Genomic DNA, 24,898 nt, shown 5'->3' on the forward strand with positions numbered 1-24,898 from the left:
GTTGCGGATCAGAACCCGGCCTGGCCGGTCACGACGGCGCGGCCGACGACCAGCTTCTGGATCTCGTTGGTGCCCTCCTCGAAGCGCTGTGCGCGAGCGTCGCGGTAGACGCGCTCGATCGCGTTGCGCTTCCAGTAGCCCTGGCCGCCGTGCACCTGCAGGGCCTTGTCGGTGACGCGGGCGAGCATGTCGACGGCGACCATCTTCGAGGCGCTCGACAGCGTGCCGGCGTCCGGACGGCCCTCCTCGTAGGCGCGCGCGGCCTCGAGGACGAGGGCGCGGGCGGCGGCGATGTCGGCGTAGTTCTCGGCGAGGTAGAACTGGATCGCCTGGCGGCTGGCGAGCTTCTTGCCGAACGTCTCGCGCTTGTTCGCGTACTCGACGGCGAGCTCGTTCGCCCGCTCGGCGAGGCCGACGGCGCTCATCGCGACGGACACGCGGCTCGGCAGCAGGAAGCCGCCGAGCGCGACCTCGAGGCCCTGGCCCTCCTCGCCCAGGCGGGCGGAGGCCGGGATCGGGGTCTCGGTGAACCGGAGGATCGCGTGGTCGGTGCCGCGGATGCCCATGGTGTCCGAGTCGTCGATCACCTCGGCGCCCGGCAGGCCGGAGTTCGGCATGAGGAACGCGACGGTGCCGTCCTGGCCGGTGGTGCCCTCGAGACGCGCGGCGATGAGCCAGTAGTCGGCCTTCACGCCGAAGGTGATGAGGTGCTTCTCGCCGTTCATCACGTAGGTGTCGCCCTCGCGGCGGACGGTCGTTCGGATGTCCGCGCCGGTCCCGGCGGTGGCCTCGGTGAGCGTGAACGCGACGAGCTCGTCGCCGGCGACGCTCGGCTTCACGACCTCGTCGAGCTGCTCCGGCGTCGCGTACGGCGCCATGGCGCGCCAGGTGCCGTTGATGACGTGGACGAGCATGCGGATCGACGCGTGCGAGCGCGAGACGATCTCCATGATCTCGAGGTAGCGCGAGAACGGGATGCCCTGTCCGCCGAGCTCGGCCGGGGCGGCGAGCGACAGCCACCCCTTGTCCTTGAGCTCCTGGAACAGCTCGGGCGCGACCTGGCCGGTGCGCTCGATCTCCTCGGCCCACTCCTCACCGCGGCCGCGGACCCACTCGGTGACCTCGGCCTTGAGCTGCTGGAACGTCGTCTCGTCCAGCGTCTGGTCGGTGGCGGTGATGGTCATCGTGTCTCGTTCTCCTTCGTCGCGACGAGTGCGGCAGCCTGCTCCCGCAGGACGTTCTTCTGGACCTTGCCGACCGCGTTGCGGGGCAGTTCGGCGAGGTACTCGAGCCGCTCGGGCCAGTAGTACTTGCTCACGCCGGCGGTGTCGAGTGCCTGCTGCATCGACGCGAAGTCGAGCCGCTCGGCGCCGGCGGCCGGCACGACGAACGCGCACGCACGCTCGCCGAGCCGCGCGTCCGGCATGGCGACGATCGCCACGTCGGTCACCAGCGGGTGCTGGTACAGCAGGTTCTCGATCTCGACCACCGGGATCTTCTCGCCACCGCGGTTGATGACGTCCTTCACGCGGCCGGTGATGGACAGGAAGCCCTTGGCGTCGACCGTGGCGAGGTCGCCGGTGCGGTACCAGCCGTCCTCGGTGAAGACGTCGTCCGTGAGGTCCTGGCGGTCGAGGTACCCGTCGAACATCGTCGGCGAGTGCAGCTCGAAGTTGCCCTCGGTGCCGGCGGGCAGCTCGTGCCCCTCGTCGTCGACGATCCGGATCCGGATCCCGGGCAGCGCGCGGCCGTCGTGGCCGTAGGCGTCCGCCGGGTCGTCGGTCGGGCTGGACAGCGCCCCGAGGCACGTCTCGCTCGTGCCGAACGCACCGAGGATCGCCGTGCCGAGCACGGTCGCGGCACGCTGGGCGAGGGCCCGGGGCACCGCGGCACCGGTCGGCACGAAGATCCGCAGCGACTCGGGCTGGGCGGCACCGGCCTCGACGAGGTCGACCAGGTCGGTGAGGAACGGCGTCGCGCACTGCACGAACGTGGCCTTCGCGGCGCCGAACGCCTGCTCGAGCGCGACGGTGCCGTCCCACACCGGCTGGATGACCTGGGGCGCGCCGAGCCGGAAGGCCAGGAGCATGCCGTACAGGAACCCGGTCTGGTGCGCGAGCGGCGACGGGATGTAGATCCGGTCCGCGCTCGTCAGACCGGACTGGGCGACGTGCATCGCGGTCGCCAGGCCGAGGGTGCGGTGCGGGTGCTGCACGCCCTTCGGCTCGCCGGTCGTGCCGGAGGTGAAGAGGAGCTGGCAGACGTCGTCCGGGCCGGGCGCGTGCGAGCGGATCTGCTCGACGTCCACCTGCACGGACTCGAGCGCCGTGTCGAAGTACCGCCAGTTCCACTCGCTCGCGGCCACACGCTCCATGGCGTCGGTGGGCAGCGGGGGCTGGTTCGTCGGGGTGTCCCCCTGACCGCGTGCCTCGGAGCGGAGCACGACCACGTGTTCGACCGACAGCCGTCGCTTCTGCGCCCGCGCCTCGTCGATGACGTCGAGGAGCTCGAGCGCCGGACGACGCTTGCGGAACAGGTTCGGCAGGAACACGACGCGGGCGCGGGACCGGGCGAGCGTCATCGTCGTCTCGCGGGGACCGAAGACCGGCATGATCGGGGTCGCGACGGCACCGATCTGGATCGCACCGAGGGTGATCGAGACGAACTCGCGCCAGTTCGGCAGCTGCATCGCCACGGACTCGCCCGTGCGGACGCCGAGCTCGAGGAGGAGGGCGGAGACCTTGTCGGCCTCGTCCTGCAGCTCGCGCCACGTCGTGTTCACCGGCTCGGGACCGCCGACCTCGATCACGGCGAGGCCGTCCGGGTCCGTCTCGGCGAGCGCGCGGACCTTCTCGCTGAGGACGAGCGGGTCGGCGTCGACGCCGGTGAGCTCGGGCAGTGCGTTCGACACGGCCTCGTGCTCCTCGCCGAGGTCGGTGCGCTCGGCTGCGGCCTCGGCCGCGTGGATGCGGTCGTCGCGGGCGATCCGGGCCGCGGCGCCGTCGCCGACCTCCATGTCGAGGCCGACGGCGTTCATCGCCTCGAGGAAGGTCGGGTACGAGATCCGGTAGGCGCGCGGGTAGGTGAGCGAGGACGTGCCCTCGGCCCCCGACGCGGCGACGGCGAGGGACATGAGGACGCGGTGGTCGTTGAACGAGGACATCGGCGACCCCTGCAGGTCACCCGGTCGGACCCCCGTGACGCGCAGCTCGTCGGCGCCCTGCTCGGCGCGGCCGCCCAGGCGGTTGAGCTGGAGCATCGCGGCGACGCGGTCGGACTCCTTCAACCGGATGTGCGCCACGTTCCAGAGCCGGGTCGTGCCCTCGGCGAAGGTCGCCATGGTCGACAGGACCGGGAGCAGGTCCGGGATCGGCTGGCAGTCGATGTCGAGGGGGCGGAGCGGGGAGCCGTCGTGCTCGATGCGGACGAACCCGGTCTCCTCGTCGATCCGCATCGGGACGCCCATCGCCGTCGCGAGGTCGAGGAACTCGCTCTCCGGGTGGTCGGTCTCGGCGGTGGTGAACGCCGTCATGCCGCGGAGCAGCACGTTCGACGCACGGGTGCCGGCAGCGGCGATGCCGAACGCGGCCGAGCCGATGTCCGGCGGGATCACGTAGTCGTGCGGGGTGGCCTGCTGGTTCGCCGGGATCCGGTACTCGAGCCAGTCGTCGGACACCTCGACCGTGAGGCCGAACTGGCGCATCATGCGCACGGTCAGCTCGACGTAGGGCTGCTCGTTGAGCCGTCCGCCGGTGATATGGATGCGGGTCTCCTGCTCGGCGAAGGGCGCGACGAGGAGCAGCCCGGAGATCCACTGCGAGAGCGTTCCGGCGATCTGCACGTCGCCGCCCCGCGGACGCTTCGGCTGGACGGTGACCGGCGGGCAGTCGTTCGTGGCCTCGAGCTCGATGCCCATCTGGGTGAGCGAGGTGAGCAGGGCCTTGATCGGCCGACGCTGGAAGTACTTCATCCCGGCGAGCGTCATCGGCTTGTCCGCCAGGGACGCGAGCCCGGTCATGAAGTAGAGGGTGGTGCCGGACGAGCCCATGTTGAGGATGCCGTCGGCGCCCCGGGAGCCGTGGTCGACGACGTCGGTGGCCTCGTACCGGCCGCCGAGGCCCGTGACGTGGTACTCGTCCCCACGACGCTTGACGTCGACGCCGAGGGCACGCAGCGTGCCCACGGTCCACTCGACCTGTCGGGTCGCGCTGATGCCGGAGACGATGCTCGTCCCCTTCGCGAGCGATGCGAGGACCAGCGCTCGGTGCGCGTGGTACTTCGAGACCGGGATGTCGAGTTCTCCGACGATTGGTGTGTTCGTCCCGCGCACGACCAGCTGCATGCCTACCTCTTCCCTGTTGAGCGTTACTACGGTACGCCCGGTGTGGAACCACTGTGAATCGGATCCGCACGATCGGGCCCGTCGATCCTTGTGCGTGTCCGACAAGGAGCCGGGCAGGATGTACAGCATGGACATCCGCTTCACCGAGTCCCGCCCGTCGACGATCGGCGTCGAGTGGGAGCTCCCCCTGGTCGACCGGGACACCGGCGACCTCACCCCGCGTGCCCCCGCCGTCATCCGGGCGGTGCAGGAGCGGCTCGGTGACCACGACCGGGTGACCGAGGAGCTCCTGACGAACACGGTCGAGGTCGTCACGGGCGTGCACTCCCGGGTGCGCGGGGCCACGGACGAGCTGTCCGGGATCATCGGCGAGGTCATCGACGCCGCCGAACCGCTCGACGCGCAGGTCATGTGCGCTGGGACGCACCCCTTCGCCGTGTGGGACCAGCAGGAGATCACGCCGGACAGCGAGCACTACACGACCCTCATCGACCGCACGCGCTGGTGGGGGCGACAGATGCTCATCTGGGGCGTGCACGTGCACGTCGGGATCGACGACCGCGACAAGGCCCTGCCGATCCTCGGTGCGATGCTCGCGTACGTGCCGCACCTGCAGGCGTTCACCGCCTCGAGCCCGTTCTGGGCGGGCACCGACACCGGCTACGCGTCGAACCGGGCGCTCATGTTCCAGCAGCTGCCGACCGGTGGGCTGCCCCCGGCGCTCGGCGCGTGGGCGAACTTCGAGGAGGTCGTCGACGACCTCACCCGCACCGGTGTCATCGACGGCGTCAAGGACCTCCGCTGGGACATCCGCCCGTCGCCCGGCTGGGGCACGCTCGAGAACCGCGTCTCCGACGGCATCTCGACCCTGCACGAGGTCGGGGCGGTGACCGCGCTCGTGCAGTGCCTCGTCACCGCCATGTCGGACCGGCTCGACGCCGGCGAGACGCTGCCGACCATGCAGCCCTGGTTCATCCGTGAGAACAAGTGGCGCGCAGCGCGCTACGGCATGGAGGCCGAGATCATCACGAACGCCGCCGGTGACGAGCGGCTCGTGACCGACGAGGTGCACGACCTCGTCGAGCGGCTCCACCCGGTGGCGGAGCGCCTCGGCTGCCTCGAGGAGCTGCACCACCTCGACACGATGATCGCGGCCGGCGCCTCGTACCAGCGACAGCTGCAGGTGGCGCAGGAGAACGGCGGCGACCTCCGCGCCGTCGTCCGGCACCTGGTCACCGAGCTGCGCGACTCGCTCTGACCCCGGGCGTTCCGGGCATACTCGGCCGTTTCGGGCGTGCCTGGTCGTTCCTCCCGACCGGGTACGCCCGATTCCGCTTTCCATCGCGGCGGTTCTGGGAAGGAACGTCGCGACGTGCGCACGGACGGAAAGGAGGCGCGGTGCCAGCCGGCACCGCGCCTCCCGTCCGTCAGGGGTCGGCTACCGACCCAGGAACTTCTGCAGGCTCGCGAGCTCTTCCTCGGTCGGCGCCTTGCCGCCCTTGCCGCCGCCGAGTCCGAGACCGGACCCCTTCGGCGCCTGCTGCGGCGCCGCGGCGGCACCCGCGGCGAGCGCCGCGCGCTTCGCCGGGTTGCCGACCTTGGACTTCTTCTTGCCGCCCTGCTGCTGCTTCTTGCCGCCGTGCATGCCGGGGATCGGGCCCATGCCGGGCATCTGCGGGACACCACCGCGAGCGACGGTCTTCATCATCTTCGCGGCCTGCTCGAACCGGTTCACGAGGGCGTTGACCTCGGTCACGGTGGAGCCGGCGCCCTTGGCGATGCGGAGGCGACGGGAGCCGTTGAGGAGCTTCGGCAGCTCGCGCTCCTGCGGAGTCATCGACTGGATGATCGCCTCGGTCCGGACGATCTCGCGCTCGTCGAAGTTGTCGAGCGCCTCGCGCATGCCCTTGGCGCCGGGGAGCATGCCGAGCATGCCCTTGATCGAGCCGGCCTTGCGGAGCTGCTGCATCTGCTCGAGGAAGTCGTTGAGCGTGAACGAGTCGCTCGCGATCTTCTCGGCGACCTTGCGTGCTTCTTCCTCGTCGAAGGCGCCCTGTGCCTGCTCGATGAGGGAGAGGATGTCGCCGAGGTCGAGGATGCGGCTCGCCATGCGGTCGGGGTGGAACGGCTCGAAGTCGTCGAGCCCCTCACCCGTGGAGGCGAACATGATCGGACGCCCGGTCACGCTGGCGACCGACAGGGCTGCACCACCGCGGGCGTCGCCGTCGAGCTTCGAGAGGACGACGCCGGTGAAGTCGACGCCTTCCTGGAAGGCGCGGGCGGTGTTGACCGCGTCCTGACCGATCATCGCGTCGATGACGAAGAGGACCTCGTCGGGGTCGACGGCCTTGCGGATGTTCGCGGCCTGCTTCATGAGCTCGGCGTCGACGCCGAGACGACCGGCGGTGTCCACGATGACGGTGTCGTACTGCTGGTCGACGGCGGCCTTGATGGCGTTCTTCGCGACCTTGACCGGGTCGCCGACGCCGTTGCCGGGCTCCGGCGCGAAGACGTGCACACCCGCCTGCTCGCCCACGACCTGCAGCTGCTGCACGGCGTTCGGACGCTGGAGGTCCGCCGCGACGAGCATCGGCGTGTGGCCGTCCTTCTTGAGCCACTTGCCGAGCTTGCCCGCGAGCGTGGTCTTGCCGGCGCCCTGGAGGCCCGCGAGCATGATGACCGTCGGAGGCCGCTTGGCGAACTCGAGGCGACGCTGCTGGCCGCCGAGGATGCCGACGAGTTCCTCGTTGACGATCTGGACGACCTGCTGCGCCGGGTTCAGCGCGCGGTTGACCTCGTCGGAGAGGGCCCGCTCGCGGACGGCTGCGGTGAACGCCTTGACGACCTCGAGCGCGACGTCGGCGTCGAGGAGCGCCCGCCGGATCTCGCGGACGGTGCCGTCGACGTCGGACGGAGTCAGCCGACCCTTGCTCCGCAGGTTGCGGAAGGTCTCGGTCAGCCGATCGGAGAGTGAACCGAATTGCGCCATGATCCGTCGATTCTACAAGGCCCCGCCCGGACGCTCTCGCCCGCTCACCGCAGGAGGACGCCCTCGGCGAGTTCCACCGTCGCGCCGAGCCCGAGATCGACCACCACCGGAGCCGACGACGGGGCCCGGTCGAGCGTCGGGAACCACTGCCGACCGGGCGACACCAGGATGAGCAGCCCGTGGACATCGCCGACGGGGGCGAAGTCGGGCCCCGGCTGGTTGGCGTAGGGGTCGAGTCCGTGCAGGCTGAGCGTCTCGACAGCCCCGGGGACGTCCGGGACGGCGATGCCGACCTCACTGACCGACACGAGCAGCGGGGCGAGCGGCGCGGCGTCCCCGTCGGCCGGTGCGGCCTGCCCGTCGGTCGGTGCGGCCTGCCCGTCGATCGGCGCGGCGTCCCCGGCGGGGAGTCGTCGTCGCTCGATGAGCTCGAGCAGCTGCCGGTCGGGGCCCTCGAAGTACACCGAGCGCGAGTCCCAGCCCGCCGGCCCCTCGAACTCGTCGACACCGTCCGCCCCGAGCACCGTCGCGACCGCTGCCACCCGGCGCTTCGCGTCCGCGAACGTCCCGGTCGGGATCGTGAACGCGAGGTGGTGCGCCCCGGTCATCCGGTCGAGCGCCCGGAAGACGAGCTGCGACGCCCCGATGGTGACCCGGACCGAGTCGTCGTCGGCGAGCACGGCGCACCCGAGTCGCTCGTAGAAGCGGGCGGTGTCGTCGAGGGAGCGGGTGGCGAGCTGGACCTGGCGGATGTGCATGGCCCCACCCGACACCCTCAACCGCGCTTCAGGTCAAGCCCCGGACTACTGTCCGTCGCATGCACCTCCGGGAGATCGACCTCGGCGGCTGGGTCCGCGCCGTTGCCGCCGCACTGCTCTGCGGCTTCGCCGCCGCCGTGTTCGCGTCGCGCTTCGCGATCCCGGTGTCGTCCGCCGTGGCCGTCGGGATCGGCGCGGGCCTGCTCGTGACCGCCCTCGTCGTCGTCGCCTGGGCCGCGACCGGCGGGTACGGCACGCAGCGGGCGCTCCGTGCGTGGGTCCGCGGTGGTCCGGAGCCGGTCGGCGTCCCCGCCCGCCGGCGCGTGCGGTGGCTCGCGCAGGCCATCGACCGGGCAGGTTGGTTCGCGTGGCTCGCCGCGGTCCTGACCGTCCTGTTCCTCGCGCTGGCCGTCCCGCAGCTGTTCGACGCGGCAGGCTGGCAGGACGTCGTCCTGGCGCTCTTCCCCGGAGTGCTGTGGGCGGGGATCGCGGTGCAGGTCTTCGCGGTCGAACGACGCCACCTGCCGCGGGCTCGCGCGCTGTACGAGGAGGAGCTCCGCACGGCCTCGTGGCAGGACGTCCGCGTGCCGTGACGCGCGGACATCCGCGAACACTGTTGTTGGACGGAGTACAGAAACTGTCGTAGCCTGGCGCCCATGCCGGAACTCGACATCGTGCGCCCGTCCGGGTTGCTGGACCACGCCGAGGGACTCGCACTGCAGCGGTCCCTCCACGCCGACGTCGTCGCCGGCCGCTCCCCCGGGGCGATCGTCCTCTGCGAGCACCCGTCCGTGTACACCGCGGGGCGTCGCACCGAACCGTCCGACCTGCCGACCGACGGCTCCCCCGTCGTCGAGGTGGACCGCGGCGGCCGGATCACCTGGCACGGACCGGGCCAGCTCGTCGCGTACCCGATCGTCCGGCTCGCCGCACCCCTCGACGTCGTCGCCTGGGTGCGAGACCTCGAGCAGGTCATCGTCGACGTCGCTGCGTCGGTCGGGGTGCACGCCGAGCGGGTCGAGGGGCGCAGCGGCGCCTGGGTGGCCGGCCCGGCCGGCGTCCCGCACGCCAAGGTCGGCGCGATCGGGCTGCACGTCGCCGAGGGCGTGACGAGCCACGGCATCGCGATCAACTGCACGAACAGCCTCGAGCCGTACGCCGCGATCGTCCCGTGCGGCATCGCCGACGCCGGCGTCACCACGCTGACCGCCGCCGCGGGCCGACCGGTCACCGTCGACGAGCTCGCCCCCGGGGTCGCGCGCCGGGTCCAGGAGGCCGTCGACGGCATGCACAGCGGCGACCGCATCCGACGACAGGAGACCCTCGTATGACCCTCGCCCCCGAAGGACGCCGGATGCTCCGCGTCGAGGCCCGGAACGCCGCGACGCCGATCGAGACGAAGCCGGAGTGGATCAAGACCCGCGCGACGCAGGGTCCGGCGTTCCGCGAGCTGTCCAGGCTCGTGCGCGACCAACAGCTCCACACCGTCTGCCAGGAGGCCGGCTGCCCGAACATCTTCGAGTGCTGGGAGGACCGCGAGGCCACGTTCCTCATCGGCGGCTCCCAGTGCACGCGGCGGTGCGACTTCTGCCAGATCGACACCGGCAAGCCCGAACCACTCGACCGCGACGAGCCCCGCCGGGTCGCCGACTCGGTCGTGTCGATGGGCCTGAAGTACGCCACGGTCACCGGGGTCGCCCGGGACGACCTGCCCGACGGCGGCTCGTGGCTCTACGCCGAGACGATCCGCCAGATCCACGAGCACTCCCCCGGCACCGGCGTCGAGATCCTCGTGCCGGACTTCAACGGCCGCCCGGACCAGCTCGGCCAGGTCTTCGACGCCCGCCCCGAGGTCTTCGCCCACAACGTCGAGACGGTCCCCCGGATCTTCAAGCGGATCCGGCCGGCGTTCACGTTCGCGCGCTCCCTCGACGTCATCACGCAGGGGCGCGAGGCGGGGCTCGTCACGAAGTCGAACCTCATCCTCGGCATGGGCGAGGAGCGCGACGAGGTCATCGACGCGCTCGAGCAGCTCCACGAGGCGGGCACGGACATCATCACCCTCACGCAGTACCTCCGGCCGTCGCCGCGGCACCTGCCCGTCGCTCGGTGGGTGAAGCCGGAGGAGTTCGTCGACCTCCGCGAGATCGCCGAGGACATCGGGTTCTCCGGCGTGCTCGCCGGGCCGCTCGTCCGGTCGTCCTACCGGGCGGGTCGACTCTGGGCACGGGCCACGGTCGCCCGCGGCGGCACCGTCCCCGCGCACCTGTCACACCTGCTCGACGAGGCCCCCGGCCGACAGGCCGTCTGACCGGCGACCGGCGGCCGGCCGCCGGCGGCCCGCGGCCCGCGGGCCGAGACTCGGCTCCGCGGACGACTTCGCGACGGCCTGACCGCGGAACTGTCCGCCCTGCCGAGTCTCGGGTCGGCACCACAGGACGAAACGGGAGGCACGGTGCCAGCTGGCACCGTGCCTCCCGTCTCGTCAGGTGCCCCGGATCAGGGCGCCGCCGTCGCTACGCGCGACCGCGGATGCTCCGGAGGAGCCAGCCGATGACCGCCAGCAGGATGAGCACGATGCCCACCCAGAGCAGGAACTTCAGCGCACCGACGAAGATGCCGCTGAAGAGCAGGACGAGGCCGACGATGATCGCGATGATCAGCAGTGCGGGCATGAGGGTCTCCAATCCCTGGAACGAGACCGAGCGGATGCCCGGGCCGACAGGGACGCTACTCGCCCGGCGGCGTTCGCGTTCGCTGACGGGTGTCGCGCACCCGACGAGACGGTGCCCGTCAGCCGACGAGGTTCTGCACGAACACGTGCGGGGTGAACCCGGTGAGGTCGTTGATGCCCTCGCCCTGACCGATGAGCTTGATCGGGATGCCCGTCTTCTCCTGCACGCTGAGCACGAACCCGGCCTTCGCGGACCCGTCGAGCTTCGTGATGACGAGGCCGGTGACCCCGGCGCCCTCGATGAACGCCTGCGCCTGGGCCAGCCCGTTCTGCCCGGTCGTCGCGTCGAGCACGAGCAGCACCTCGGCGATCTCGGTCTGCTTCTCGACGACGCGTTTGATCTTCGTCAGCTCGTCCATGAGGCCGGCCTTGGTGTGCAGCCGGCCGGCGGTGTCGATGACGACGATCTCGGTGCTGTCGCGGATCGCCTTCTCGACGGTCTGGTAGGCGACGGACGCCGGGTCCTGCCCGGGCTGGGACGGCCGGACGACGTCGACGCCGGCGCGTGCCGCCCAGGTCGCGACCTGCTCCACCGCGGCGGCTCGGAAGGTGTCGGCCGCGCCGACGAGCACGGTGCGGTCGTAGGTCTTCAGGAACTTGGCGAACTTGCCGATCGTCGTGGTCTTGCCGACGCCGTTCACCCCGACGACCAGCACGACGGCGGGCCGGTTGCTGAGCTTCAGCGTCGTGTCGAGCTTCGACAGCCGTTCCTCGAGCACCTCGCGGAGCATGCGCTGCAGGTCCGCGGGGTCGGTCGTGCCGTACCGGTCGACGCGCGCGTGCAGGTCCTCGATGATCTCGTCGGCGATGTCCGGACCGAAGTCCGCGCCGATGAGCGCCGTCTCGAGGTCCTCCCACGTGGTCTCGTCGATCGTCTTGCGCTGGAACAGCCCGCGCAGCCGGGAGGACAGTGACCAGGAACTCGCCATGTTCCCAGCTTAGAGCGCGGCGCACGTGCGCTGTGCCCGGTACGCTCGGGAACACGAAGGGGAGTATTCCTCCTCGGTGTCCCCGTCAGTACGGTCCGGAACGATCCGGACCCGGGGCGCCGGTCGTGGTCGACACATCGTGCGGACCGCGGCGGAAGAGACCTTCAGGCCTCGGCGTACCCACCAACCGGATGCGCCCCCGACCTGAAGGAAACCCGTGGACGTCCCACTCATCGTCTGGCTCCTCACCATCGCCGGCATCCTCGGCCTGCTGGTGTTCGACTTCTTCTCGCACGTGCGGACCCCGCACGTGCCGCACATCAAGGAATCCGCGTTCTGGTCGGCGTTCTACGTCGGGCTCGCGATCCTGTTCGGTGTCGGCATCCTCGTCTTCGGCGGCGGGCAGGCCGGTGGTGAGTACTTCGCCGGCTGGCTGACCGAGAAGGCGCTGTCGGTCGACAACCTGTTCGTCTTCCTCATCATCATGTCGAGCTTCGCCGTGCCGAAGGAGTACCAGCAGAAGGTGCTCCTGGTGGGCGTCGCGATCGCCCTCGTCGCCCGCGGTGTGTTCATCGCGCTCGGCGTGACGATCATCGAGAACTTCTCGTGGGTGTTCTACCTGTTCGGTGCACTGCTGTTCTGGCTCGCCTGGTCCCAGGCGCGGAGCGGCAACGACCACGGCAGCGAGGGCGACTCCCGTCTCATCCGGACGCTCCGCAAGGTCATCCCGACCACCGAGGACTACCACGGCGACAAGCTGACGGCCCGCGTCGACGGCAAGCGCCTCTTCACCCCGATGCTGCTCGTGATGGTCGCCATCGGCCTCACCGACGTGCTGTTCGCGCTCGACTCGATCCCCGCGATCTTCGGGCTGACGCAGGACGCCTTCATCGTGTTCACCGCGAACGCGTTCTCGCTGCTGGGTCTCCGACAGCTGTACTTCCTCATCGCGGGGCTGCTCGAGCGCCTCATCTACCTCGGCCAGGGCCTCGCGGTCATCCTCGGCTTCATCGGCGTCAAGCTCGTCTTCCACGCCATGCACGTCAACGAGCTGCCGTTCATCAACGGCGGCGAGCACATCGAGTGGGCCCCCGAGATCCCGATCTGGTTCTCGCTGGGCTTCATCATGCTGACCATCGCGGTCGCCACGGTGGCCTCGCTCGTGGTGTCGAAGCGCCGTCAGGAGCGCGGGCTCACCCCGACGGGCGAGCCGAAGGAGGCCGTCGAGGCCGACGCGAAGTAGTCGTCACCACCTGAAGTGCGGGAGGCGCGGTGCCAGCTGGCACCGCGCCTCCCGTCCGTCGGTGGTCCCGCGCGTCCGCCGCGCACGCCCGGTTTCGGCCTGAGCGACAGTTCACGCGCTCCGGAGCGCGTGAACTGTCGCTCAGCGCGAAACGCGCTGCGCTATGCGACAGCGACCTCCGGCTCCGGCTCCGGCTCCGGCTCGGCCGACCGCTGCTGCACCCGCTGCCCGACGACGGCGGACACGCCGTCCTGCCGCATCGAGACGCCGTAGAGCGCGTCCGCGATCTCCATCGTGCGCTTCTGGTGCGTGATCACGATGAGCTGCGACGACGCCCGGAGCCGCTCGAAGACGCTCAGGAGCCGCCCGAGGTTGGCGTCGTCGAGCGCCGCCTCGACCTCGTCCATGATGTAGAACGGCGACGGCCGGGCGGTGAAGATCGCCACGAGGAGCGCCACCGCCGCCAGCGACCGCTCGCCACCGGACAGCAGCGTCAGCCGGTCGATCTTCTTGCCGGCGGGCTTCACCTGCACCTCGATGCCCGTGTGCAGCAGGTCGTCGGGATTCGTCAGCGTGATCGACCCGGAGCCCCCGGGGAAGAGGATCGGGAAGATGACGTCGAACGCCTCCTTCGTGTCGTCGAACGCGGACTCGAAGATCGTCTGCATCTTCCGGTCGAGCTCGTCGATGATCGTCATGAGATCGGTGCGGGTCTTCTGCAGGTCCTCGAGTTGCTCGGCCAGGAAGGCGTGCCGCTGCTCGAGCGCCTGGAACTCCTCGAGCGCGAGCGGGTTCACCTTGCCGAGCTGGCCGAGGTCGCGTTCGGCCGCCTTCAGCCGCCGCTCCTGCTCCGCGCGCACGTACGGCACGGTCTCGACGTCCGCGGGGTCGACGTCGTCGGTGGCGTCGAACTCGGGCAGTGCGGGGCCACCGGGCAGCGTCGACTCGGCGTCCACCAGTTCGGGCAGGTCCCCGTCGGCGTCGCCGTCGGTGGTCGGGTCGACGTCGGAGACGGGGTCGGCACCGGTCGGCGAGTCGTCGGACAGGAGGCGCGGCTCGACCCCGCCGGCCACGGTCGCGTCCGGCGCGGCGGCGTCCAGGGCCGCGGCAACGGCCGCGCGCTCGGCGTCGCGGTGCTTCCGCGCGAGGACGCGGGGGTCGATCAGGACGTCCACCGGCACCGGCACGTGCGGGCCGTACTCGGCGACCAGCACGGCCTCGACCAGCCCCAGCTCGCTCTGCGCCCGGTCGAGCATGCCGGACACGTGCAACTTCTTCTCGTAGATCTCCATCTCGAGCGAGTGCACGCCGTCCGTGATCGACTGCAGACGGTCGCGGAGTTCGCGCTCCTCGTTCCGGATCGTCTGCAGCTCGGTGTTCCGCTTCGACCGCTCGGACTCCTCGGTGGCGAGCTGGACGCGGGCCTCGGCGAGCGATCGGTCCACCGCGCCGAGCAGTCCGGGCAGGTCGGCCAGCACGTGCTCGGCGACCGCGATCTGCCCGCGACGGATGACGGCGAGTCGGGCCGCCTCGGCAGCCGCGGCGCGTTCCGCCTCGAGCTGCCGCGCCAGCTGGTCGGCGCGGCTCCGCTCCGCGCGCACCCGCTCACGGACGGTCTCGACCTGGATGCGCTGCTCGATCTCGGCGGCGCGAGCGGCCTCGAGCGCGTCCTGCAGCGCGGGTCGCTCCGACGCGTCGACGACGGGTCGGGGGCGGTCGGCGAACTCCTGACGTGCGCGTTCCGTCTCGGCCAGGACCGCCTCGGCCGACGAGGTCGCGCCGTCCGTCTCGGCGAGGGCCGCGCGGAGTCGCTCGACCTCGGCCGCGGCGTTCTCCACCTTCGCGCGGGTGGACGCGCTCGTCCGGTCGTAGTCCGCCTTCGCCCGGGCATGCGCGCGCGAGGCGGCGTCCGCCTCGTCGGCGACACGACGGGTCTCCTCGACGGCGATGCGGGCGGCCCGGAGGCGCGAGGCTTGGTCCTCGGCGTCCCGCGCGATCGCGTCGCGGCGGGTGACGGCGTCGTCGCGCTCGGCGACGAGCTCGATGCGCGAGGTCACGCGCTCCCCGCCGCCGGTCACGCGGACCGCGCGCACGAGGTCACCGGAGCGCGTGACCACCGTGGCCTGCGGGGCGGCGGCGAGCACTGCCTCGAGGTCGACCGCGTCGGTGTCCGCGACGAGCGTGTCCCGCAGGATCGCGGCGATCGCCGGCGGCCCGTCGACGAGGTCGAGCGCGCGTCGGACACCAGCGGGCAGTCGCGTCGGCAGGTCCGACGGCAGGGCACCGGCGTCGGCGACCACCACGTCGATGCGGCCGATGTCCTCGGCACGGGCGTGTGCCACGGCGTCGAGGGCGACGGTCCGGTCGTCGGCGAGCACGGCGTCGGCGAGGCCGTCGAGGGCGATCGCGATCGCCCCCTCGAACCCGGGGGTCACGGTCAGCCGGTCGGCGAGGCGACCGACGATGCCGTCGCGACCGGCGTCGATCAGCGCCTGCGATCCGTCGCGGACGTCGATCGACATGCCGAGGGCGGCGACACGGGCGTCGAGGGCGTCCCGTTCGCGTTCGAGGGCGTGCAGGCGGTCGCGAAGTTCGTCGCGCGCGGCCTGGGCCGCCTCCTGCTGCTCGCGTGCGGCGTCGAGCGCCGTGGTCATCGCGTCCTCGTCGACGCCCTCGGACGGGTCGGTCCCGAGTTCGGCGAGGGCGGCCGCGGCACGGTCCGCGCGGTCCCCGGCCTCGGCCAGGGCGCGCTCACGACGTTCCCGGTCGGCCACCGCGGACTGGCGCTTCGAGGTCGCGACGTCCACCGCCGAGGCGAGGCGCTGGGCCTCGAGGTCGTGCTGCGAGACGAGCGCAGCCTGGGCGGCGATCCGCTCGTCGAGGGCGTCGAGGGCCACGCGGGCCGCCTGCACGCGCTGCGCCGCCAGGGCCGTGCCGCCCGCCATGTCGGCGGCCTGGGCCTCGAGCCGGTCGGCCTCGTCCCGCACGCCCTGCACCTGCTCTGGGGTGATCGTCGGCCCCTGCTGTGGAGCGTCCGCCTGCTGCGCGAGGAACATCAGCCGCTGGTTCGCCAGGCTCGACAGCCCACGGAGCCGCTCCTGCACGCTCTCCAGCCGGTGCACGACGGTGCGGGCACGGTCGACGTCGTCGCCGACCATGCTCTGCTCGACGTGCTGCTGACGGGCACGGGTCTGATCGAGACGCTCCTGCAGCACGATGCGCTCGGACTTGCGGCCGGCCTCGACCTCCTGGTGCTCGTGGAGCTCGCGGCGGAGGCGGACGACGTCGTCGGCGAGGATGCGGGCCTTGGCGTCACGGGCGACCGCGGCGACGGACTGGGCCTTGCGGGCGACCTCGGCCTGGCGACCGAGCGGCTTCAGCTGGCGGCGGATCTCCCCCGCGAGGTCGGACAGCCGCGTCAGGTTCGTCTGCATCGCGTCGAGCTTGCGGAGGGTCTTCTCCTTGCGGCGACGGTGCTTCAGGATGCCTGCGGCCTCCTCGATGAAGCCGCGGCGGTCCTCGGGGGTGGCGTGCAGGACCTTGTCGAGCTGGCCCTGGCCGACGATGACGTGCATCTCACGGCCGAGGCCGGTGTCGCTCAGGAGCTCCTGGACGTCGAGCAGGCGGCAGTTCTCGCCGTTGATCGCGTACTCGCTGCCCCCGTTGCGGAAGAGCGTGCGCGAGATCGTCACCTCGGAGTACTCGATGGGGAGCAACCCGTCGGCGTTGTCGATGGTCAGGAGCACCTGCGCGCGCCCGAGCGGCCCCCGCGTCGAGGTGCCGGCGAAGATGACGTCCTCCATCTTGCCGCCGCGGAGCGTCTTCGCGCCCTGCTCCCCCATCACCCAGGCGAGGGCGTCCACCACGTTGGACTTGCCCGAGCCGTTCGGCCCGACGATGCACGTCACGCCGGGCTCGAACGCGAACGTCGTCGGCTGCGCGAAGGACTTGAACCCCTTGATCGTCAGGCTCTTCAAGTACATGCGGTCTCCGGATGCTCTGGTTGGGCGTCAGGCTAACGCGTGCGCGGGCGTGGACGCGGTTGGCACACGGGGCAGATGTGGCTCGACCGGTTCATGAAGGCCTCGCGCACGATCGTCGTGCCGCACCGGGGACACGGCTTCCCCTGCTGTCCGTAGACGTTGAGTCGCTGCGAGAAGTACCCGGACTGCCCGTTCACGTTGACGTACTGCGCGTCGAAGCTCGTGCCGCCGTCCTCGAGCGCCCGGCCGAGCACGTGCCGGACCTCGGCCAGCAGACCACGGAGGTCGCCGCGCGTCAGTCGCTCCGCCGGTCGGTCGTAGTGCAGCTTCGCGGCCCAGAGGGACTCGTCCGCGTAGATGTTGCCGATGCCGCTCACGACCCCCTGGTCGAGCAGGATCCGCTTGATGCCGCTCGATCGCTTCCGGGCCGCGGCGATGAAGCGGTCGTCGTCGAACGCGGGGTCGAGCGGGTCGCGGGCGATGTGCGAGACCTGCTTCGGGATGCTCCGGCGCCACACGGCGTCCGGATCGGTCTCGTCGACGTGCCCCGCTGACCCGGCGGGGGCGCCGTCGATCGTCGGGACCATCTCGTCGATCGCCATCGAGCCGAAGGTGCGCTGGTCGACGAACTCGAGCTCGACGGGCGGCTCCGGCGTGCCGTCGCGGCCGGTCGCCGCCGGCTGGACGTCGAGGAGGATGCGGCGGTGCTTCGCCGCCTCGCGCCCACGGCCGAGCAGGATCTGGCCGCTCATGCCGAGGTGCGCCACGAGCGCCTCCGGCCGGTCGCCCTCGTGCTCGGGCCGAAGGGGCATCCAGAGGAACTTGCCACGTCGGACCGCGGCCGCGATGGTGCGACCGGTCAGCCGCTCGGCGAAGTCCTCGGCGGGGCCGTCGTGCCGGGTGAGCGCACGGTCGTCGACGACGTCCACGTGCAGGACCCGCGCGCCGCTGACGGCGGGTTCGAGGCCGGCGCGGACGACCTCGACCTCGGGGAGTTCGGGCACGCGGTCAGGCCGCCCGGCCGGAGAGCTGCGTCCACGCCTGGAGCGCTGCCGCCATCTCGGCGGTCTTCTTGCTCGACCCGGTGCCGGTGGAGACGTCCTCGCCCTGCAGCACGACCGTCGCGTGGAAGGTCTTGTCGTGGTCGGGACCGGCCTCGGTCACGCGGTACGACGGGTTGCCGAGCGACAGGCTCGACGCGAGTTCCTGCAGGCTGGTCTTCGGGTCCATCGCGGCGCCGAAGCGGTCCGGGTCGACGAGGAGCGGCTCGACCAGCCGGAGCACGAGCTCGGTCGCGGGGTCGGGGCCGGCGGAGAGGTAGGTCGCGCCGATCACGGCCTCGACGGTGTCGGCGAGGATCGACGACTTGTCACGGCCGCCGGTCTGTTCCTCGCCCTTGCCGAGGCGCAGGTACGCGCCGAGCCCGATCATGCGGGCGATCTCGGCGAGGGCGACCGTCGACACCAGGCTCGCACGCCGCTTGGCGAGGTCACCTTCGTCGAGGTCGGGGAAGGACCGGTAGAGCTTCACGGTCACGGCCTGGCCGAGGATCGAGTCCCCGAGGAACTCGAGGCGCTCGTTGTGCCCGATGCCGCCGTGCTCGTACGCGTACGAGCGGTGCGTGAGGGCGAGCTGCAGGAGCTCGAGGTCGATGTCGGCCCCGAGTATCCCCTGCAGACGAACGACGTCCGGCCCCACGGGGCGGGACCCCGTGGTGCCGGACGTCGCGGTCATGCGTGTGGTCCGATCAGACGTCGGCGACCTTGCGGCCCTTGTACTCCATGTACAGGGGCGTGCCGGCGGAGTCCTCGACGACCTTGGCACGGTGCGGGAGGCTGTAGGTGACCTTGCCGTTCTCGATCGTCTTCACGAGCTGGACCGGCGCGGCCTTCCACTGCGAACGACGGGCGTGCGTGTTGGCACGGGACTGCTTGCGCTTGGGAACGGCCATGGTGGTTCTCTTTCGGTTGGTCGGTGGTCAGTGGCGAGGGGCGGCGGTCAGTCGGCCTGGTCGGCGTCGGACCGCTCCTGACCCTCGGTGGTCTGGGGCGTGGTCGTGCTGGCTGTGTCCGGGGTCTCGCCGCCGCTCGTCGCGTCGTCGAGGGTGAGGCCACCGAGGGCGGCCCACCGCGGGTCCAGGACCTCGTGAGCGCGCTGCTCGCCGATGTCGGCCAGTCGCTCGCCCGTCACCGGGTCGAGTCCTGGGCAGTCCGGTCGGCAGACCGGCTGGAACGGCAGCGCCAGCACCACCGCATCTCGAACGACCTGTTCACAATCCACGTGGTCATCGTGAACGAAGAAGTCGAAATCCTCCGAGGCATCATACGCGAACAGCTCGGCGAAATCGACCTCGACGGGTTCGCTGATGTCGATGAGGCACCGTGAGCACTCGCCCTCGGCCTCGGCGCTGGCGTGCCCGGAGACCAGGACGCCCTCGTGCAGGCCCTCGAGCCGGAGGTCGATGCGCATCTCGGCGCCCTCGCGGACGGCGATGACACCGGCTCCCATCGCATCGGGCACCTCGATGTCGAGCGAGTGCTCGCGCATCTCGCCCGGCCGGTGCGCGAGGTCGCGCACGCGCAGGGCGTAGGGGCTGTTCACGTGGGAAGACACGATCGACGAGCCTACAGCCCTCCGGCCCGCGAGTCGAGGCGGGGACGGGCGTGTCCCGAGCGGGTCAGCGCCCGGTGTGTGCGTGCAGGGCCGCCGCGACGACCGCCGGGACGTACGGTGCGACGTCACCACCGAGGGACGCCACCTGGCGGATGAGCGAGCTCGACACGTGCGCGCGCGCGGCCTCCGGCAGCAGGAACACCGTCTCGACGTCGGCGAGGTGCCGGTTCATGATCGCCATCGGTGTCTCGTAGGCGACGTCCTCGCCGGAGCGGACGCCCTTGACGAGCACCTTCGCCCCGACCTGCCGGCAGTAGTCGACGAGCAACCCCGAGGTCCACTCCCCCACGCGCACGTTGTCGGACACGCCCGTCTCGACGAGCGATTCCTCGATGAGGCGGACGCGGTCGACGGCGTCGAACATCGCCGGTCGCTTGTCGGGGTTGTGCACGACGAGCACGTGCACCTCGTCGAAGAGCCCTGCAGCACGCCCGATCACGTCGAGGTGCCCGAGGGTCACGGGATCGAACGAACCGGGGACCACCGCGATCTGCGCCATGGCAGCGACGATACCCGGCGTTCAGTTCTTGCCGAGGAACGCGGCGTCGGACTCGTCCAGCCGTCGCGCCAGGGCGTCGCGGAGCGCCGGGTGGCCGTCGAGCTGCGGATCGGGTCCGAGGACGTGCTCGGCCTCCTCGCGCGCGTCCATGATGAGGTCCGCGTGCTCCACGACGCGCAGCAGGTTGAGCGACGACCGACCGCCGGACTGCCGTTCGCCGAGCACGTCCCCCTCGCGCCGGAGCTCGAGGTCGACGCGTGCGAGCTCGAAGCCGTCGTCGGAGGCGGACACGGCGTCGACGCGCTCCCGCGAGGTGGTCTCGGACTCCGCCGTCGTCACGAGCAGGCACACGCCGGCGTGCTGGCCGCGGCCGATGCGCCCGCGGAGCTGGTGGAGCTGCGAGACGCCGAAGCGGTCGGCGTCGAGCACGGCCATCATCGAGGCGTTCGGGACGTCGACCCCGACCTCGATCACGGTCGTCGCGACGAGCACGTCGACGGCTCCGACCGCGAACGACGTCATCACGCGGTCCTTCTCGTCCGCCGACATGCGGCCGTGCAGCACCTCGATCCGGCGGTCGGCGAGCACCGGCATCGTGCGCATCCGCTCCGCCGTGGCGAGGACGGTGGCCGGCGCGTGCTTCGGCGTGTCGTCGTCGGGCTCGGGGTCGGGTCCGCCGTCGTCCTCGGCGTGGGCGTCGTCGATCGCCGGGCACACCACGAACGCCTGACGACCGTCGGCGAGCTCCTCGGCCATGCGGGTCCAGATGCGGGACTCCCAGCCGGGGTGCTCGGCGAGCGGGACCGTGAACGTCTCGACGCCGGCACGTCCGGAGGGCAGCCCGGTGATCGTCGAGACGTCGAGGTCGCCGAACACCGTCATCGCCACCGTGCGCGGGATCGGCGTGGCGGTGAGGACGAGCACGTGCGGTGGCGTCGCCCCCTTGGTGCGGAGAGCCTCGCGCTGCTCCACGCCGAACCGGTGCTGCTCGTCGACGACGACGAGCCCGAGCTCGGCGAAGTCGACGCGGTCGCCGAGGAGCGCGTGCGTGCCGACCACGAGTCGCGAGCTGCCGGACGCCGCCGCGAGCAGGGCCCGGCGCCGTTCGTCGGTCGACTGCGACCCCGTCAGGATCACCGGCCGGAGCTCGGCGGCGAGGTCGGGGCCGAGGAACTTCACGATCGACCGGAGGTGCTGCGCCGCGAGGACCTCGGTCGGGGCGATCAGCGCGGACTGCCCACCGGACTCGGCGACCGTCAGCATCGCCCGGATCGCCACGAGGGTCTTGCCGGAGCCGACCTCGCCCTGCACCAGGCGGTGCATCGGCCAGTCGCGGGCGAGGTCGTGGGCGATCTCGGCCCCCACCGACCGCTGGTCGTCGGTGAGCGTGAACGGCAGCGCCCGGTCGAAGCGTTCGAGGATCCCACCCGGTGCGGCGGACCGTGCCGTGGCCGCGGTCGCGCGGGCCGCGATCCGACGCTGCACCAGGGCCGTCTGCAGCACGAACGCCTCGCGGTAGCGGAGGGCATCCTCGGCCCGCTTGAAGTCCGCGACCTTCTCGGGGCGGTGCAGCAGCTCGAGCGCTCGGCGGAACGGCACGAGGTCGAGCCGGTTCCGGACGCGCGCGGGGATCGGGTCGTCGACGTCCGGGAGCGTGTCGAGCACGATCGCCATCGACTTCGCGATCTGCCACGAGGTGAGCGTCGACGTCGCCGGGTAGATCGGGATCGGCTGGCGCGACCACCGGATGGCTTCTTCCGACTCGGGGTCGGCGGTCGCCCGGGGGTCGTCGCGGTCGAAGAGCTCGTAGTCGGGGTGGGCGAGCTGGCGGGCACCCCGGTAGTCGCCGACCTTGCCCGAGAAGATCCCGCGCGCGCCCGGCACGAGGTCCTTCGTGCGCCAGCCCTGGTTGAAGAACGTGAGCGTGAGGAGCCCCTTGCCGTCGCCGATCTTCGCTTCGAGGATCGAGCCGCGACGAGCACGCATGGTGCGTTCCCGGACGTCGACGACCTCGGCCACGATCGTCACCGACTCGCCGATCGCGAGCGAGTCGAGCGCCGTCAGCGCACCGCGTTCGGCGTAGCGCCGGGGCGCGTGCTCGAGGAACTCGCCGACGGTGCGGTACCCGAACGCCTTCTCGATCGCACCCGCGGTCCGGCCGCCGAGGACGTTCGCGAGCCGCGCGTCGAGCGGGGCGGGGCCGAGGTCCGGCACCGCGTCGTCGGTCGTCGTTCCGGTCGTCACCACACGTCAACGGTACCCGGCGGCACCGACGCGATCCGCGCCTCCCGGACCGCCTGTGGAGAACTCCTGGAGCGTCCGGCGGCCCGCTACGGTGGCAGCATGACCCGCATCATCGCCGGTGCCGCCGGCTCCACGACGCTCCGGGTGCCGAAGTCCGGCACCCGACCGACGAGCGACCGCGTGCGCGAGGCACTGTTCTCCTCGCTCGAGGCACGTGGGCTCGTCGACGACACGTCGGTCGCGGACCTGTACGCCGGCACGGGGGCCCTCGGGCTCGAGGCCGCGTCGCGTGGTGCGGTCGAGGTCGTGCTGGTCGACCGGGCGTCGGCGGCGGCCGAGGCCTGCCGGGCGAACGCGAAGGCCGTGCAGCGGCGGGTCCCGGGCGTGCGGATCGACGTGCAGCCGCAGCCCGTCCTCGGGTACCTGCGCGGGACCGTCCGGACCTTCGACCTCGTGTTCATCGACCCGCCGTACGACGTCACCGAGCACGAGCTCGCCGAGGTCCTCGAGACGCTCGTGCCCCGGCTGACGGCGGCCGCGGTCGTGGTCGTCGAGCGGAGCAAGCGCTCCCCCGAGCCGACGTGGCCCGCGGGGCTCGAGGCCTTCAGCAAGCGCAGCTACGGCGAGACCGTCGCGTGGGAGGCCGTGGTGGCCGCCGCCTGACGCAGGTGCGGCCTCGGGGGTTCGCTGGTGGCGCGCCCGCTGTGGTGCGTCGTCGTCGTCGTCGTACGACGTCGGTGATGTCGCATGCGCGCGCTCGCAACAGTTGCACGCGCGCAGCGACGACTTCGTCGTCGTCGTACGACATCGGTGATGTCGCACGCCCGCGCTCGCAACAGTTGCACGCGCGCAGCGACGACGTCGTCGTCGTCGTACGACGTCGACGAGGTCGCACGCCCCGCAGCCCCGGACACACACGCCGGACGACGCGCGTGCCACGCCGCTCAGCCGGCGGCGCCGTCCCAGTCGGCGTAGGGATCCCAGCCCGTCGTCGGCACGGGGACTCCCCCGCGCACCAGGTCGTCGTCGCCACGGTCGAGGACGATGCCGACGCGGCGGAACCCTCCGGGCAGCGGGACGTCGGGCGGGAACGTGGCGAGCAGCCCGTGGTCCTCGCCGCCGTGCAGCGCCACCTCGTCGAGGACGGCCGTCCCCTCGGACCGGTCGGCGTCGAGCGAGAGGGTGACCCGGCTGGCCCGCGCGAGCCGCCCGGCGTCGATCGCGAGCCCGTCGGACAGGTCGAGCATCGCCGTCGCGCCACCGGCAGCAGCGGCCGGGCCGTCCGCGATCGGCGGGACCGGCCGCCGCTGTCGTCCGACATCGGGGTCCGTGTCCGCACCGCTCGCCACGGCCGCACGGCGAGACGGCTCACCGTCGGCGTCGACGCCTTCGCGGAAGAGCCGCGTCAGCCCGCGCGCCGCCGGCCCGAGCTCCCCCGAGACGGCCAGGACGTCGCCGGGGCGGGCTCCCGAGCGGACGACGGGCGCACGACCCCCGAGGTCCCCGAACGCCGTCACCGACACCGTGAACGTCGCCGACGTCGAGAGGTCGCCGCCCACGACGCCGCAGCCCGGCGCCAGGGCGTCCACGGCCAGCCGCACCCCGTCGGCGAACGACTCGAGCACCGCCACCGGGGTGTCCTGCGGCGCCGCGAGGGCGATCACCAGGCCGGTCGGCACCGCGCCCATCGCGGCCACGTCGGACAGGTTCGTCGCCGCAGCCTTCCACCCGACGTCCTCGGGCGAGGACCACGCCCAGCGGAAGTCCGGTCCGTGCACCATCATGTCCGTCGTCACCACGAACCGGCCGTCCGGCGCCGCGACGACCGCGCAGTCGTCCCCGGGACCGAGCAGCGGCGACCCGACCGGCAGTCGGCGCACGATGCGGTCGAGGACGACGAGTTCGCCGAGGTCCCCCACGGTCGGTCCGGCCCAGGCGTCGTACGTCGCGTCCACACGAGAACGGTAGCCTGGACGTCGATGGACACCGTGCGCCGCCCCCTCCGGAAGCTCGCGACCGCGGGCGTCGTGATCGCCGTCGCCGCCGGGCTGACCGGCTGCACGAACGCCGTCGCGATGTCCCCGGCCCCCTCCGCCGACGCCGCCGCGTGCGCCGCCGTCCAGGTCCGGCTGCCGGCGGCGGTCGACTCGAAGTTCGACCTGCGGAACACGAACGCCCAGTCGACCGCGGCGTGGGGCGATCCCGAGGTGGCGCTGTACCACTGCGGCGTGGCGGTGCCGACGGTGTCCGACCTGCCGTGCTTCTCGCTCGGCGACGTCGACTGGATCCGCGACGACCGCGGGGAGCAGATCGTCTACACGACCTTCGGTCGGTCCCCGGCGGTCCAGCTCGTCATCGACGCGACGAAGACCACGAACCAGGTCGTCCAGGACGTCACCGACGCGGTGTCGACCCTGCCGAAGGACGGGCACCGCTGCCTCGACCCGTCCGACGTCACCGGCTGAGCCGCGGGCACGTCACCGGCTGAACCGCGGGCGCGGCTC

The 24,898-nt window shown here is 71.8% G+C and carries 21 protein-coding genes; 7 read left to right on the forward strand and 14 right to left on the reverse strand.

Annotation, left to right across the window (positions count from 1 at the left end; genetic code table 11):
* Nucleotides 1-8 precede the first annotated feature (8 nt).
* Together ACQXVK_RS09610 and aroA are read right to left on the reverse strand one after the other, a co-directional pair.
* Nucleotides 9-1,184 carry an acyl-CoA dehydrogenase family protein gene (locus ACQXVK_RS09610; protein ID WP_022905826.1) on the reverse strand — a complete coding sequence of 392 codons (1,176 nt, stop codon included), beginning with the start codon at nucleotides 1,182-1,184 and terminating at the stop codon, nucleotides 9-11.
* The gene (aroA, locus tag ACQXVK_RS09615) at nucleotides 1,181-4,342 is read right to left on the reverse strand and encodes a 3-phosphoshikimate 1-carboxyvinyltransferase (protein WP_430853402.1); all 3,162 of its coding nucleotides are present in this window, start codon (nucleotides 4,340-4,342) and stop codon (nucleotides 1,181-1,183) included. The genes ACQXVK_RS09610 and aroA overlap by 4 nt, the downstream gene beginning before the upstream one ends.
* Before the next feature lie 118 nt (nucleotides 4,343-4,460).
* Between aroA and ACQXVK_RS09620 the strand changes: the two genes are divergently transcribed.
* Entirely contained in the window at nucleotides 4,461-5,600 is a 1,140-nt protein-coding gene (locus ACQXVK_RS09620) for a glutamate--cysteine ligase (protein WP_416393803.1), read from the forward strand.
* Between the two features lie 180 nt (nucleotides 5,601-5,780).
* Here ACQXVK_RS09620 and ffh read toward each other — a convergent pair whose 3' ends face one another.
* Both ffh and ACQXVK_RS09630 read right to left on the reverse strand, forming a co-directional pair.
* Complete coding sequence (gene ffh, locus ACQXVK_RS09625; protein WP_022905829.1) at nucleotides 5,781-7,331, reverse strand: signal recognition particle protein; 1,551 nt, start codon at nucleotides 7,329-7,331, stop codon at nucleotides 5,781-5,783.
* A gap of 44 nt (nucleotides 7,332-7,375) precedes the next feature.
* Nucleotides 7,376-8,089, reverse strand: a complete 714-nt coding sequence (locus ACQXVK_RS09630) for a VOC family protein (RefSeq protein WP_430853403.1) — start codon at nucleotides 8,087-8,089, stop codon at nucleotides 7,376-7,378.
* Nucleotides 8,090-8,148: 59 nt separating this feature from the next.
* Here ACQXVK_RS09630 and ACQXVK_RS09635 point away from each other — a divergent pair, with 59 nt between their 5' ends.
* From ACQXVK_RS09635 to lipA, 3 genes are all read left to right on the forward strand, one after another.
* Complete coding sequence (locus ACQXVK_RS09635; protein ID WP_430853404.1) at nucleotides 8,149-8,682, forward strand: hypothetical protein; 534 nt, start codon at nucleotides 8,149-8,151, stop codon at nucleotides 8,680-8,682.
* Nucleotides 8,683-8,745: 63 nt separating this feature from the next.
* Entirely contained in the window at nucleotides 8,746-9,420 is a 675-nt protein-coding gene (gene lipB, locus ACQXVK_RS09640; protein ID WP_430853405.1) for a lipoyl(octanoyl) transferase LipB, read from the forward strand.
* A complete protein-coding gene (gene lipA / locus ACQXVK_RS09645; protein ID WP_430853406.1) occupies nucleotides 9,417-10,400 on the forward strand; it encodes a lipoyl synthase in 984 nt (327 codons plus the stop codon). Before lipB ends, lipA begins: the two co-directional genes overlap by 4 nt.
* Before the next feature lie 205 nt (nucleotides 10,401-10,605).
* On the opposite strand, the gene ACQXVK_RS09650 is transcribed toward lipA, so the two are convergent.
* A complete protein-coding gene (locus tag ACQXVK_RS09650) occupies nucleotides 10,606-10,764 on the reverse strand; it encodes a DUF4175 domain-containing protein (protein WP_137767577.1) in 159 nt (52 codons plus the stop codon).
* A 118-nt stretch (nucleotides 10,765-10,882) separates the two neighbouring features.
* Nucleotides 10,883-11,752, reverse strand: a complete 870-nt coding sequence (gene ftsY, locus ACQXVK_RS09655; protein ID WP_022905235.1) for a signal recognition particle-docking protein FtsY — start codon at nucleotides 11,750-11,752, stop codon at nucleotides 10,883-10,885.
* 217 nt (nucleotides 11,753-11,969) lie between these two features.
* Between ftsY and ACQXVK_RS09660 the strand changes: the two genes are divergently transcribed.
* Complete coding sequence (locus ACQXVK_RS09660) at nucleotides 11,970-12,995, forward strand: TerC family protein (protein ID WP_022905234.1); 1,026 nt, start codon at nucleotides 11,970-11,972, stop codon at nucleotides 12,993-12,995.
* A gap of 161 nt (nucleotides 12,996-13,156) precedes the next feature.
* Here the strand turns inward: ACQXVK_RS09660 and ACQXVK_RS09665 are convergent, their stop codons facing one another.
* The 7 genes from ACQXVK_RS09665 to ACQXVK_RS09695 form a co-directional block, all read right to left on the reverse strand.
* On the reverse strand, nucleotides 13,157-16,978 hold the full coding sequence (locus tag ACQXVK_RS09665; protein WP_430853407.1) for an AAA family ATPase: 3,822 nt from the start codon (nucleotides 16,976-16,978) through the stop codon (nucleotides 13,157-13,159).
* 32 nt (nucleotides 16,979-17,010) lie between these two features.
* Nucleotides 17,011-17,982, reverse strand: coding sequence for a bifunctional DNA-formamidopyrimidine glycosylase/DNA-(apurinic or apyrimidinic site) lyase (gene mutM / locus ACQXVK_RS09670; protein WP_402263702.1), 972 nt, complete (start codon nucleotides 17,980-17,982; stop codon nucleotides 17,011-17,013).
* Nucleotides 17,983-17,986: 4 nt separating this feature from the next.
* Nucleotides 17,987-18,712: a ribonuclease III gene (rnc, locus tag ACQXVK_RS09675; RefSeq protein WP_402263704.1), complete on the reverse strand. Its 726-nt coding sequence runs from the start codon at nucleotides 18,710-18,712 to the stop codon at nucleotides 17,987-17,989.
* 13 nt (nucleotides 18,713-18,725) lie between these two features.
* On the reverse strand, nucleotides 18,726-18,929 hold the full coding sequence (gene rpmF / locus ACQXVK_RS09680) for a 50S ribosomal protein L32 (protein ID WP_022905230.1): 204 nt from the start codon (nucleotides 18,927-18,929) through the stop codon (nucleotides 18,726-18,728).
* Nucleotides 18,930-18,976: 47 nt separating this feature from the next.
* On the reverse strand, nucleotides 18,977-19,579 hold the full coding sequence (locus tag ACQXVK_RS09685; RefSeq protein ID WP_042723422.1) for a YceD family protein: 603 nt from the start codon (nucleotides 19,577-19,579) through the stop codon (nucleotides 18,977-18,979).
* 76 nt (nucleotides 19,580-19,655) lie between these two features.
* Nucleotides 19,656-20,150 (reverse strand): pantetheine-phosphate adenylyltransferase, encoded by a 495-nt coding sequence (coaD, locus tag ACQXVK_RS09690; RefSeq protein WP_022905228.1) that lies wholly within the window; start codon nucleotides 20,148-20,150, stop codon nucleotides 19,656-19,658.
* Nucleotides 20,151-20,171: 21 nt separating this feature from the next.
* On the reverse strand, nucleotides 20,172-22,394 hold the full coding sequence (locus ACQXVK_RS09695; RefSeq protein ID WP_430853446.1) for an ATP-dependent DNA helicase RecG: 2,223 nt from the start codon (nucleotides 22,392-22,394) through the stop codon (nucleotides 20,172-20,174).
* Nucleotides 22,395-22,493: 99 nt separating this feature from the next.
* Here ACQXVK_RS09695 and ACQXVK_RS09700 point away from each other — a divergent pair, with 99 nt between their 5' ends.
* Nucleotides 22,494-23,057 carry an RsmD family RNA methyltransferase gene (locus tag ACQXVK_RS09700; protein ID WP_031260807.1) on the forward strand — a complete coding sequence of 188 codons (564 nt, stop codon included), beginning with the start codon at nucleotides 22,494-22,496 and terminating at the stop codon, nucleotides 23,055-23,057.
* A 281-nt stretch (nucleotides 23,058-23,338) separates the two neighbouring features.
* Here ACQXVK_RS09700 and thiL read toward each other — a convergent pair whose 3' ends face one another.
* The gene (thiL, locus tag ACQXVK_RS09705) at nucleotides 23,339-24,349 is read right to left on the reverse strand and encodes a thiamine-phosphate kinase (RefSeq protein WP_430853408.1); all 1,011 of its coding nucleotides are present in this window, start codon (nucleotides 24,347-24,349) and stop codon (nucleotides 23,339-23,341) included.
* Between the two features lie 24 nt (nucleotides 24,350-24,373).
* Here thiL and ACQXVK_RS09710 point away from each other — a divergent pair, with 24 nt between their 5' ends.
* Nucleotides 24,374-24,859 carry a DUF3515 family protein gene (locus tag ACQXVK_RS09710; RefSeq protein WP_430853409.1) on the forward strand — a complete coding sequence of 162 codons (486 nt, stop codon included), beginning with the start codon at nucleotides 24,374-24,376 and terminating at the stop codon, nucleotides 24,857-24,859.
* Nucleotides 24,860-24,898: the final 39 nt, after the last annotated feature.

Source organism: Curtobacterium sp. AB451 (genome assembly GCF_050585845.1).
Taxonomy (GTDB): Bacteria; Actinomycetota; Actinomycetes; order Actinomycetales; family Microbacteriaceae; genus Curtobacterium.